Here is an 11,720-nt window from a genome sequence, read left to right on the forward strand (position 1 = left end):
TGGCGCCGAAAGGCAGGCAATTTGCCGAGGTCAGTGCCAACGGAAGTCTCCCTCCCCCTTGTGGGGAGGGGTTAGGGGTGGGGGTCCGTCGTAGAGCGAAAGCCTCGACTTTCCATCTGCAATAGCCCTGCCCCCAAGTGGGAGATCGGCAGCTTCGGGGACAGTGCCTTTCTGCATCCTACGAAACCTGGCGAAAGCGACGATGGCAGCCAATCTTCCCGTTGAGGGACCTCCAACGCCGGCGCCTTCCCTATTTTGACCTTACCTGCCCCTCGCCTGTAGCAGTCGAAGCGATCCGGCGGTGAGAGGAACGGAGTCTACATGCCAATCGAGCAGGGTTTTTCCGATTTCTTCTACGCCGCGCCGGACGGGCTGTGCCTGCACGCCCGCATCTACGGCGAAGCGAATTCCGGCCGCTGGCCAGTCGTTTGTCTGCCTGGCCTGACCCGCAATTGCCGTGATTTTCACGAGCTGGCGCTTTATCTGTCGACGCAGGCGAAGCGCAGGGTTGTCGCCTTCGATTATCGCGGGCGCGGGCAGTCCGCCTACGATGCCGATATCGGCCATTACAATATCGGCATCGAGGCGGGGGATATTCTCGCCGGGCTGGCTGCACTTGGCGTTGACGAGGCTGCCTTCATCGGCACCTCGCGCGGTGGACTGATCATCCATGTGCTCGGGGCGATGCGGCCGGCCGTGCTGAAGGCCATCGTCCTCAACGACATCGGCCCGGTGATCGAGGCGCAAGGTCTCGCCCATATCCGCTCCTATCTCGACCCCGCGCCCAGGCCAACGGCGTACGCGGAGGTGGTCCGCGGCCTGCGCGGCACCCATGGCGCGGATTTTTCGACGCTGACCGATGCGGATTGGGAGCGGATGGCATCAGCCCTCTACCGCGAGACCGAGGAGGGATTTCTGCCCGATTTCGATCCGAAACTGGTCGAGACGCTGGCGGGGCTCGATCCCAGCCGGCCGCTGCCAGATCTGTGGCCACAGTTCGACGCACTGGCGGCCATCCCGATGCTCGTCATACGCGGCGCCAATTCGAAGCTGCTGTCCGCCGAAACGCTCGAGCAGATGCGGACGCGCCATACCGATATCGAGACGATCACCGCCGACGGCCAGGGGCATGCACCGTTTTTGGAGTCCGGGATCCTGCCGGGCAGGATCGCTGGTTTTTTCGATCGGGCGGAGCAGCGGGGTGGTTAGAAGTAAAGCTCGACCGAGCGAAGTAATTCACGCGCAGGTTTTGCGTCGGTCAAAGCATTCAGGCGGCCGTTGACAGTTCCGTTGGAATTAGCGGTGTAATAATTTTATCGATGTCGGCGCTGCCCCTCATCCGCCTGCCGGCATTTCTCCCGTATGGCGACGGGGAGAAGGGAGGTATCTGCAACGCTGGGGATTAGCGAAATCTTTCGCAAGAGCGCATTTCTCCCCGTCGCTATTCGGGGAGAAATGCCCGGCAGGGCAATGAGGGGCAGCGCAACCCTGAGCGGCTGGCTGATACCTCACGTCAGATCCGTCAGGATTTGGCGCTTCTCTTCGCTGGCTTTGGGGCCTTGCTTGCGGCCGGCTCGCTTTTTGGCCCTCGCCTTGCCGGAGGTGGAGCAGACAAAGCACCTGCGCCGCCACTGTCCGCGCCACTGCACCGCGGCGTCTCCAGCACAGTGACGCAGCCATCGAGGTCGTTGGTGGCCAGATGCGCGTAGCGCATGGTCATCGACAGCGTCTGGTGGCCGAGCCACATCTGCACACGCCTGATATCGATGCCGCCCTGGACGAGACGCGAGGCACAAGTATGGCGCAATATATGCGGCACGACCTGATCGTCGGCGCCAAGCCCGACTTCGGCCTTGGCATCGTTCCAGATGGCGCGAAACTGCGCTTGGCTGAGCTTGGTGAACGGGCCTTTGGGCCGGCGGCCCTCGGTGGCCGGCAGCTTGATCACCTCTTTCACCCGCTCGGTCATCGGGATGGTACGGCTGCGGCCGGATTTGGTGATCCAGAAACTGACGCGGTGCTCCTGGATATCGTTCCAGATCAAGCCCAGCGCTTCGCCGAGGCGGCAGCCGGTGTCGACGAGAAAGACGGAAAGCCGATAAGCGTCCTCGCTGCGGCCCTTGATGGCGGCGAACAGCCTGGCTTCCTCGTCCCTTTCGAGGAAACGAATCCGTCCCGCCCGCTCCTTCTGGCGGCGGAACTCGGGCAGGCTGTGGATATCTCCCATCTTGTGAGCCTTGCGCAGCAGTTTGCTGAGGGCAGCCATCTTCCGGTTGATGGTTGCGTTGCTGTTGCCGCGCTGGCGCAAGGTGCCGATAAGATTGTCGAGGGTGCTTTGGTCAAAGGCGCTGAAACGCTCCCCAAGGAGGATCTCGTCTATTTCGCCGATGAAGGAGCTGACATTGTATTTGTGCCGCCCGTCATCCCAAAGTATGTCCCGGTATGCTGAAAAAAGTTCTCCGATCCTGTGCGACTTTACTTCTCGTATCTTGTTGTAACTGTATTTTATTTTTGCAGTTTGAGAAGAAAACATCGAAAAATGATCAGAGGTTCCTCCCTCTTGAATCGCATCGTTCGTCATTATTCGCCACACCCCCGAGTGGATAGGCCTAGACCTACCTGCTTGGCGGTGCCCTTTCAAGAGTTTTAAGCGTTGCGGCCGATTTCATCCACCAGCGGCGGATCCCAACGACATCGTTCCACAACCCTGTTCAGCTACCGAACCCCCTTTTCCTTCTGTTTGCGACCAGTCGCGAAAACAAAACAGCCCGGGCGCTAAAGCGCCCGGGCTGGATTTCACCTGCCTTAAGTCCAGCCCTTAGAACGAGCGCTGGAAGCGGAGGAAGCCGCCAACGGCGTCTTTCTTGTTACCCGGGATGCCGGTCCAGTTGTATTCGTAGGGGCCCAGAACGCCGATGAGGCCGCCGTAGTTCTTCGTATCATGGTCATTGTGAGCATAGTCCACTTCGGCCGTGATCGTGAAGCCGGGAACGATGTCGTAGGCGATATTGGCCGCGACGCCAGCTTCCTTGGCTTCGTCATACGACGCCTGCAGGTTGAACGAGGTCTTCTCGTTGATGGTGTAGGTGCCACCACCCCAGACTGCCCAGTTGCCGCCCCACTGCTTGTAGAAGTTGCGCGGAGCGTTGTCGTCAGAGCCGTAGCCGGCCATCAGGAACAGCGACAGGTTCTGCATCGGGGTCACGTCGAGGCGAACCTTGGCAGACCATTCTTCCAGGCTGCTGTCATAGGCAGCAACACCGGAGATTGAGCCCCAGCCCTGCGTGTATTTGAGACCGCCAACTACATACGGAACAAAGCTATCGACCGAGTCGTGACCGAAATTGAAGGCAGTATTGTCGTCGTTAATCCAAAAACCTTCACCGGTTTCCAATGAAGCCACGGCTGAGAAGCCGTTGCCTGCATCGAAATAATACTGGACGACATTGGTGTCGAAGCCGCCATACGGAACGATCGTATCCTGGATGACGTTGCCGGCGTAGCCGGTGAACGTGTTGAAGGCTGTTTCGTCCTTACCGACGCGGAGACCGCCAAGCTGGATCCAGGCGAAGTTCAGCGAAACGCCTCTGCTGCCGAACTGAGAGCCGTCGACGCCCAGCCCGAGGTCGTGATAACCGGTTCCCCAGTTGAACCGGGTCTCGGTGTAGGTCTTCAAGGTGCCCATCTCGGTTTCCTGGCCGGTGTAGGTCCTCAGCGTGAAGCGGGCCTGCTTGTAGTAGCCGTCATTTTCGTTGATTTCGCCGTCCAGAAGATCCTTGCTGTCAAGGTATCGCGCGCCGTCGAACGAGCCAGCCTGGCCGACGCCGATGTCGTAGCGGACATAACCGCCGATGCGCAGGCAGATTTCGGTGCCGGGGATGTAGTAGTAGCCAGCGCCGTAGACGTCGCAAATCTTGACGTATTCAGCGGGTTCCGGCTCGGCGACGACGACGGCGTCGGCGGCGCGCGCACCGGAAACTGCGATCAGTGCCGCAGCGGAGCCGAGAAGAAGGCTCTTGATGTTCATTTTCTGACCTCCAGTCAAAAGTTAAAAAACGGGTCTGGGTATTCTTTGCTGAAGGACAGCGTTCCCTGCCCCATCCCCACTACCGAAAAAGATGCGCACCGCGCCGCTCCTTCAAACCCGACATTACCCATGAGACGGCGGCGTTCAACCACGATCGTACCGGCAAAAGGTTTGTGTTGGCGCTATACCCCGGCGTTGTTGCACAAATGACACGATTTGGCCTCACTCCGAAAGCTCCCGTTAACCTACAGCCCTTCGCAAGCCGCTGCAAACCGCGGATTCCAGCGATGGTCGGCCCGAAATGTGACCATGGCCCGAGTCGCGAGCAAGGGAATTGCCGCAGAATCGCCACATCGCTGGGCGGCGCTTTGGCGAAGGGTCGATTTTTCAAGGATAATAGCGCCAGCTTGTTGATTGTGCCGGCGCTTTTCTTTATCCACCGGCGCAACGGAGAGGTGGCCGAGTGGTCGAAGGCGCTCCCCTGCTAAGGGAGTAGAGGTCAAAAGCTTCTCGTGGGTTCGAATCCCATCCTCTCCGCCACCCTACGCCCTGCGGGCTTCGGGTGGCAGGCCATCCTGCTTCGCGCTGCGCGCTTCGCAGGACAAGTCCAGCGAATCCCTCTCCGCGCGAAGCAGGATGCCCTCCGAAGCCGTAGCGAAGGAGGGCCGCTAGCCCCGAAAACCCCCGCTGCCGCTTCGCAGGGCAAGTCCAGCGAATCCCCTCTCCGCGCGAAGCGGGATGCCCTCCGAAGCCGTAGCGAAGGAGGATGCACTCCAATGCGTTGGCGAGGGAGGGCCGGTTCGTGTGGTATGTATATCTGCTGGAAAGCAAGACTGCGGAAGGCGAGCGCTATATCGGTGTGACCTCGGACCTGAAGCGACGGATCGCCGAGCATAACGCCGGAAAATCCAGCCATACCTCAAAATTCCTGCCATGGCGGATCGTGACCTGCATCGCCTTCTCGAACCAAGCCAAAGCGACATCATTCGAGCGTTATCTCAAATCCGGTTCCGGGCATGCTTTTGCCAGCAAACGCCTCTGGTGACCATCTGCCGCTCCTCACGTGATCGTGCAAAAATCAACGGTTTTCCCAAATAATAACGCAATCTCAGCTACTTACGACAGAAACACACGGCGCCAATTCCGCTCTTTCGTTCGATTCTGACTGGAGGTCAGAAAATGAACATCAAGAGCCTTCTTCTCGGCTCCGCTGCGGCACTGATCGCAGTTTCCGGTGCGCGCGCCGCCGACGCCGTCGTCGTCGCCGAGCCGGAACCCGCTGAATACGTCAAGATCTGCGACGTCTACGGCGCCGGCTACTTCTACATTCCCGGCACCGAAACCTGCCTGCGCATCGGCGGCTACGTCCGCTATGACATCGGCATCGGTGACGTCGGCTCGTTTGACGGTGCAAAGACTACCGATCAGCAGGACGGCGACTCGCAGGATACCTACTACAAACACGCCCGCTTCACGCTGAAGACCTGGACCGGCCAGGAAACCGAGCTCGGCACCTTGAAGACCTACACCGAGACCCGCTTCAACTGGGGTAACCACAACGATTACCTTGATGACAACTTCAATGGCGGTACGAGTGTTTCGCTGAACTTTGCCTGGGTCCAGCTCGGTGGTTTGCGCGTCGGTAAGGACGAATCGGCCTTCGATACCTTCATCGGCTACGCCGGCAACGTCATCCAGGATACGCTGGTCCCCTACGGCGGCTTCGACACCAACGTCGTTCAGTATTACTTCGATGCCGGAAACGGCTTCTCGGCCGTGGCTTCGTTGGAAACCGGGTCGGGCAGTGCCGCCGCGGATCCTGGCATTTTCCAAGACAGCAACAGCGGCAATGATTCCATCGACAGCTATGTCCCGTATGTCGTCGGCGGTATCAAATACACGCAGGGCTGGGGCTCGATCACCGGTGTCGCCGCCTATGACAGCACCTGGGAAGAGTGGGCCGGCAAGGTTCGCGTCGACGTTACGCCGATACAGAACCTGACACTGTTCATCATGGCCGGCTACGGCTCTGACGACAACATCGACCGCAACTTCTACAAGCAGTGGGGCGGCAACTGGGCAGTCTGGGGTGGTGGCACCTACACCATCAACGAGAAGACCTCGTTCAATCTCCAGGCCTCGGCTGACGACGACAAGAACTACGGCGTCGCTGCGAACATTGCCTACGATATCGTTCCCGGTCTCACGATCACTGCCGAAGTCGATTGGGCCCGCGACGGCCAGTTTGATAAAGCCTACGATCGCAACTGGACCAATGCCGACGACAAGGACAGCGTCGGCGGGATGCTCCGCTTCCAGCGCTCATTCTAACAGTCCGAGCTAGATTGAGATTGAACCCGGCGGGCAACCGCCGGGTTTTTCGTATCGGCGCGACGCAGCTGTCAACTCTCGATGCATAATGCAGGCTGCTGCTGAGCAGCCGATCGCAGGGCTGGTCGAATGCAATGCTCGCTCCGCACGCTTGTTCGTGCAAAAGAAAAACTTGGGCCGATCTGAAGAGCTGGCCTACCGGATCAATGTATCTCGACAGCAAGTCACGATCGACCTCGGCCGATCGGGCGCATCCTACTTGTTCAAATTTCAGCCAGATCGCCCAAGGCGTCAATCAGCGGCTGAATTGCGCTCTCATACTTTTTCCAGCGTTTGACGGACGAACTATAGATCGGCTGCCGGACCTGCCAGCGGCTGGGGGTATTGACCGATCCGCTCCTCTCGAAAAAGCGCAGGCAGGAATCGTCCCAAGGCAAGCCGAGATGATCGATGAGACGGCGCGATTGCGTCTCCTGATCCGCAACCAGCGTCTCATAGCGGCTTTCGAAAATACGTCCGGGAAAGACCTTGTCCCAGTGCCGCATCAAGCGATCATATTCGCGGTAGTACAACCCGAGCGTCTCAAGGTCGGCGTTGTAGCCGTGGTCCTTGGTGAAATGCAAGACGAAGCAGGAGACGCAATTGTCGATGGCATCGCGCCGGCAATGAATGATGCGTGCGTTGGGAAAGAGAATTCCAATCACGCCGATAAACTCGAAGTTGTGCGGCATCTTGTCGACGATGCGGGGCGCGGCAGGCGCGTGCTGGCGCAGATAAGACAGGTATTCTTCGGCCAGCGCCCTCGACTGATCCCTCGTCATCGACATAATCGAACTGCGCAGGTCCTCATCCGACAGTATTCTAAAGCCCATCGAGTTCGCGATTCGCCGCAGCTTCGTAAGCTCCCCGGCGCCATGGACATCCGGATGGCTCGCGCAGATCTGCTCGGTCAGCGTCGTCCCCGACCGGGGCATGCCCAGCACAAACACAGGCACTTCAGACGGACTGCCGTGGCCAGCCTTGGCTTCCAATAGTGACGGGCTGAATATCTCGATCATGGAATCGACGCTTCGGCGGTAGTACTCCAGGTCGAAATCGTGACCAGCGGCCTTTTTCGCCCTCTTGAAGTGACCTATCGCCTCTTCATAGCGCTGAAGATCGTTCAGCACTTTGCCTGCCGCGTGGTGGAGCTGCGATGCAGCAACGGGTTCGAGCCTGGGATTGGAGAGTTCGCGCAGGATAGAGTCGAGCTCGGCAGGTTTTTCGGTGAACTTTTGCGTGTCGACCAGGTAATTGTAGGCTGTCCCAACATCGACCCGACGTTCTATTGCCTGATCGAGATAGGCTCTGGCTTCGTCCATGCGGCCGAGGCTGGTGAGCGCACCAGCCAGACCAATCCGGACCATGGGATGGTCGCCGTTGATCTTTAGCGCCTTCTCGTAAAGGGGCAAAGCCATCTCGGCCTTGTCGAAGTTGACGTAGGCACGCGCCAGTCCGCAAAGCGCTTCCACCAGATCGGGTTTCAATTCGCAGGCGCGCTGCAGGTGCCTGATCGCAAGCAAGCTGTCGCCAAGCTTCAGACCGGCCTCTCCCAGGCTAAGGTGGAAATATGGATTCTGAGGCGTCTGGCTTACTGCCCGCGCAAAATATTTGAGAGCCAACTCATCGTCGATACCGAGTCCCAACGTGCCGAGGATGTAGAGCGAAAGCGGGTGGTTGGGCGTGCGGGCGAGAACGCGATGGCATAATTCCTCCGCCTCCGGGAGCCGCTTGGCTTGCTGAAGTTCGAGCGCCTGTCGCAGCAGCATGTCGTCAGCTTGCGCGCGCGAGGGCGGTTTCGCTTTCGGCGGTTGCACGTTCGGCGCCGAACGTGGCTTTATGTGTTTGGACCAAGCGGGCGGCAGTCGGTTGCTCATCATGTCTCGCTAGCAAAATGGTCCGGGAGAATCCAGCCTGGCCTGAAGGGCTGGCCTATCCTGTCGGGCGCCCTCCTTGTTCAAAGTTCGGCTAGGTCGCCCAAGGCGTCGATCAGCGGCTGGATCTTGCCCTCATAATTTTTCCAGCGCTTGACAGATGACCTGTAGATCGGCTGCCGGACTTGCCAGCGACTGGCCGTGTTGACCGATCCCTGCTTGTCGAAGAAGCGCAGGCAGGCATCGTCCCAGGGCAATCCAAGATAATCGATAAGACGGCGCGATTGTGCCTCCTGATCCGCAACCAGCGTCTCGTAGCGATTTTCGAAGATGCGTCCTGGAAAAACCTTGTCCCAATGCCGCATCAGGCGATCGTATTCACGGTAGAACAGCCCGAGCGTCTGCAGGTCGGCGATGTAGCTGTGTCCCTTCGAGAAATTCTGGAAAAAACACGAGAGGCAATTGTCGATGGCGTCGCGGCGACAGTGAATAATCCGCGCGTTGGGAAAGAGAAGGCCTATGAGGCCTATCAGTTCGAAATTCCGGGGCATCTTGTCGACTATGCGACGTGCGGTCGGCGAACGCTCACGAAGGTAGGACAGGTGCTCCTCGGCCAGGATTTTGGACAGGTCAGGGTTGATCGGCACGATCGATTGGCCCAAAGCCCGTGCCGAATGCCTGGTGACGCCGGTAGCATTTGCGGCTCGCCTTAGCTTTTTAAGTTCTCCTGCGCCGTGAACATCCGGGTGGCTCGCGCAAATCTGCTCGGTCAGGGTGGTCCCCGACCGGGGCATTCCCAACACAAACACGGGCACTTCCGATGGGCTTCCATGACCCGCACTGGCAGCCACCATGTCCGGGTTGAAGAGCTCGATCGTAGAGTCGACCCAGCGGCGATAGGCTTCCAGATCAAACTTATAGCCTGCGGCCTGCTTGCCTTTCTTGAAATGATCTATCGCGTCCTCGTAGCGCCCAAGGTCGTTCAGCACCTTGCCGGCTGCGTGATGAAGTCTCATCGCACTTTCGGGGTCAAGCTTTGGGTAACCCAGTTCGCGCAGGATGGACTTAAGTTCGGCCGGCTCTTCGGTGAATTTGCGCGTATGCACAAGCTCGTTATAGGCAGCGGGCATCGCGATGCGACGTTCGATCGCTTCTTTCAGATAGACTTCGGCTTCGTCCACGCGACCGAGACCGGTGAGTGCGCTGGCCAGTCCTGTCCGAACGCGAGGATGATCGCGGTTGATCTTGAGCGCTTTCTCGTAAACCGGGACAGCCATGTCAGCCTTGTCGAATTCGACGTAAGCGCGTCCCAATGCGCAAAGCGCCTCCAGCAAATCGGGCTTCAACTTCAATGCTTGCTGAATGTGCCTGATTGCGGGCGAATATTCGCTGACTTTTAGATAAACTTCACCCAGACTAAGGTGATAAAAGGGGTTTTGAGGCTCCTCGCCGACGGCTCGGGCCAAATATCGCAGCGCCATTTCATCGTCGAGCCCGATGAATAGCGTGCCCATGATATACGAAGCCAAGGGATGGTTGGGCGTGCGCTCCAGCACGCGACGGCACAGTTCCTTAGCCTCGGCCAACCGCTTGGCCTGCTGCAAGCCATACGCCTGTCGCAGCAGCGCATCGTCGGCCTGCGCGCGCGACGGCGGTTTCGCTTTCGGCGGTTGCACGTTCGGCGCCGGGCGGGACTTTATGTGCTTGGACCAAGCGGGTGGCAGTCGGTTGCTCATCATGTCTCGCTAGCAAAATGATCCGGGAGAATCCAGCCTGACGTTCCCGCCTGCCGCGGAACTTGCGCAGGCCAAGCGGGCAGGCTAGCAAGAAGGCCCCCTTTCGAACGAGCCCTATCATGCGCCTGCGCCCTCCCCTTACGCCGCTCATCGACGCGCTTGCCTCCACGGTACCGTTTGTCGGCCCGGAGGCGCAGGAGCGTGATCGCGGCCGCGCCTTTCGCGCCCGCATCGGCGCCAATGAGAGCAGTTTTGGCCCTTCCCCGCGCGTCATTGCCCGCATGGCTGAGATTGCCGGCGACATGTGGATGTATTGCGACCCTGACAATCACGATCTGAGGGTGGCCGCCGCCGGGCATCTCGGCGTCGGTGGCGAAAACGTCGTCATTGGCGAAGGCATAGACGGGCTGCTCAGCCTGGTTGCGCGCATGTATGTGGCGCCGGGCGATGCGGTGGTGACCTCGCTCGGCGCCTATCCGACCTTCAACTTTCATGTTGCCGGCGTCGGCGGCCGGCTGGTCGCAGTGCCCTACGAGAACGATCGGGAAAACCTCGATGGCCTGCTGGCGGCAGTGGCCAGGGAAAAGGCGCCACTGGTCTACCTGTCCAATCCGGACAATCCGATGGGCAGCTGGTGGGAAGCCGCCGAGCTCAGCCGCTTCATCGAAGCCTTGCCGGAGACCACAATGCTGGTGCTCGACGAAGCCTATGGCGAATTAGCGCCAGCCTCAGCGCTGCCGCCGATCGATGTCGCGCGGCCGAACGTCATCCGCATGCGCACCTTCTCCAAGGCCTATGGGCTGGCCGGCATACGCTGCGGCTATGCGGTGGCCGAGGCCCAGGTGATTCGGGACTTCGAGAAGATCCGCAACCACTATGGCGTCAGCCGCATGGCGCAGATCGCCGGTGTCGAGGCGCTTGCCGATCAGGCCTGGCTGGAGAGCGTGGTGGCGCGGGTCGCCGCCGGCCGTCGACGCATTGCCGCAATAGCCGAAGCGAACGGGCTGAAGCCGCTGGCTTCGGCGACCAATTTCGTCACAATCGACTGCGGCCGCGACGGCGCTTTCGCACTGAAAGTGCTGCAGGCGCTGTTGTCACGCGACGTCTTCATCCGCAAGCCGATAGTGCCGGTTCTCGACCGCTGCATCCGGGTCAGTGTCGGCCTCGACCACGAGCTCGACATCTTTGCCGAGGAACTGCCTGGCGCGCTGGCGGCAGCGCGAGGAAATTGAAGAGCCTTCGCCCCATGTGGCTGACCGGCGGCAACGCGGTTGAATTTGCACGGCGATGCGCCAGACTCGACTCAAACGATGGAGAGCGCGATGACCGATCGTACGGTGCAGGTACGCATATACGGCAAGGTGCAAGGCGTTAGCTACCGGGTTTGGGCGCGGCGCGAGGCGTCGGCGCTTGGCCTTGCCGGGTGGGTGCGCAACGAAGTTGACGGCTCGGTGACAGCCTTGATTGCGGGGACCGGTGCGGCGGTCTCGACAATGATCGAACGGCTTTGGCAAGGGCCGCCAGGGGCAGCGGTTTCGAAGGTCGATGTCGAAGAGATCGAGGCTCGCGACACGTCGGCCGATTTCAGGATTGTTGCCTAGCAAGGCATGGTCCTGCTCATTCGCCGCCATCGCACATCATTCTCCAGGGTGCAGATAGAGCAAATCTGAAGCCATTGCCCTGCCCGGACGTGCCTCAGTCCTTGAATTAATT

9 protein-coding genes and 1 tRNA gene are annotated in these 11,720 nt (G+C 59.7%); 6 read left to right on the top strand and 4 right to left on the bottom strand.

What is annotated here, in order from left to right; genetic code table 11:
• Positions 1-321 precede the first annotated feature (321 nt).
• On the top strand, positions 322-1,209 hold the full coding sequence (locus NKH67_RS20425; RefSeq protein WP_352501811.1) for an alpha/beta fold hydrolase: 888 nt from the start codon (positions 322-324) through the stop codon (positions 1,207-1,209).
• Between the two features lie 313 nt (positions 1,210-1,522).
• Here NKH67_RS20425 and NKH67_RS20430 read toward each other — a convergent pair whose 3' ends face one another.
• Positions 1,523-2,581 carry a tyrosine-type recombinase/integrase gene (locus NKH67_RS20430; RefSeq protein ID WP_502893784.1) on the bottom strand — a complete coding sequence of 353 codons (1,059 nt, stop codon included), beginning with the start codon at positions 2,579-2,581 and terminating at the stop codon, positions 1,523-1,525.
• A gap of 237 nt (positions 2,582-2,818) precedes the next feature.
• Positions 2,819-4,027: a porin gene (locus tag NKH67_RS20435; RefSeq protein ID WP_352501810.1), complete on the bottom strand. Its 1,209-nt coding sequence runs from the start codon at positions 4,025-4,027 to the stop codon at positions 2,819-2,821.
• A gap of 449 nt (positions 4,028-4,476) precedes the next feature.
• Here NKH67_RS20435 and NKH67_RS20440 point away from each other — a divergent pair.
• From NKH67_RS20440 to NKH67_RS20450, 3 genes are all read left to right on the top strand, one after another.
• Positions 4,477-4,567: transfer RNA gene (locus tag NKH67_RS20440), tRNA-Ser, on the top strand.
• Positions 4,568-4,829: 262 nt separating this feature from the next.
• Positions 4,830-5,072, top strand: coding sequence for a GIY-YIG nuclease family protein (locus NKH67_RS20445; RefSeq protein ID WP_023677785.1), 243 nt, complete (start codon positions 4,830-4,832; stop codon positions 5,070-5,072).
• Positions 5,073-5,206: 134 nt separating this feature from the next.
• Positions 5,207-6,358, top strand: coding sequence for a porin (locus tag NKH67_RS20450; RefSeq protein ID WP_352471037.1), 1,152 nt, complete (start codon positions 5,207-5,209; stop codon positions 6,356-6,358).
• 263 nt (positions 6,359-6,621) lie between these two features.
• On the opposite strand, the gene NKH67_RS20455 is transcribed toward NKH67_RS20450, so the two are convergent.
• Both NKH67_RS20455 and NKH67_RS20460 read right to left on the bottom strand, forming a co-directional pair.
• Positions 6,622-8,274 carry a tetratricopeptide repeat-containing sulfotransferase family protein gene (locus tag NKH67_RS20455; RefSeq protein WP_352501809.1) on the bottom strand — a complete coding sequence of 551 codons (1,653 nt, stop codon included), beginning with the start codon at positions 8,272-8,274 and terminating at the stop codon, positions 6,622-6,624.
• A gap of 80 nt (positions 8,275-8,354) precedes the next feature.
• Entirely contained in the window at positions 8,355-10,007 is a 1,653-nt protein-coding gene (locus NKH67_RS20460; RefSeq protein ID WP_352501808.1) for a tetratricopeptide repeat-containing sulfotransferase family protein, read from the bottom strand.
• Positions 10,008-10,126: 119 nt separating this feature from the next.
• Between NKH67_RS20460 and NKH67_RS20465 the strand changes: the two genes are divergently transcribed.
• Entirely contained in the window at positions 10,127-11,239 is a 1,113-nt protein-coding gene (locus tag NKH67_RS20465; protein WP_352501807.1) for a pyridoxal phosphate-dependent aminotransferase, read from the top strand.
• A 90-nt stretch (positions 11,240-11,329) separates the two neighbouring features.
• The gene (locus NKH67_RS20470) at positions 11,330-11,608 is read left to right on the top strand and encodes an acylphosphatase (RefSeq protein ID WP_352501806.1); all 279 of its coding nucleotides are present in this window, start codon (positions 11,330-11,332) and stop codon (positions 11,606-11,608) included.
• Positions 11,609-11,720: the final 112 nt, after the last annotated feature.

Source organism: Mesorhizobium sp. M0968 (genome assembly GCF_040319065.1).
GTDB lineage: Bacteria > Pseudomonadota > Alphaproteobacteria > Rhizobiales > Rhizobiaceae > Mesorhizobium.

Excerpts from the sequence above, each read along its gene's own strand:
- NKH67_RS20465 (WP_352501807.1), top strand. The coding sequence starts at position 10,127 with ATGCGCCTGCGCCCTCCCCTTACGCCGCTCATCGACGCGCTTGCCTCC.
- NKH67_RS20450 (WP_352471037.1), top strand. The coding sequence starts at position 5,207 with ATGAACATCAAGAGCCTTCTTCTCGGCTCCGCTGCGGCACTGATCGCA.
- NKH67_RS20435 (WP_352501810.1), bottom strand. The coding sequence starts at position 4,027 with ATGAACATCAAGAGCCTTCTTCTCGGCTCCGCTGCGGCACTGATCGCA.
- NKH67_RS20425 (WP_352501811.1), top strand. The coding sequence starts at position 322 with ATGCCAATCGAGCAGGGTTTTTCCGATTTCTTCTACGCCGCGCCGGAC.
- NKH67_RS20460 (WP_352501808.1), bottom strand. The coding sequence starts at position 10,007 with ATGAGCAACCGACTGCCACCCGCTTGGTCCAAGCACATAAAGTCCCGC.
- NKH67_RS20430 (WP_502893784.1), bottom strand. The coding sequence starts at position 2,581 with ATGACGAACGATGCGATTCAAGAGGGAGGAACCTCTGATCATTTTTCG.
- NKH67_RS20470 (WP_352501806.1), top strand. The coding sequence starts at position 11,330 with ATGACCGATCGTACGGTGCAGGTACGCATATACGGCAAGGTGCAAGGC.
- NKH67_RS20455 (WP_352501809.1), bottom strand. The coding sequence starts at position 8,274 with ATGAGCAACCGACTGCCGCCCGCTTGGTCCAAACACATAAAGCCACGT.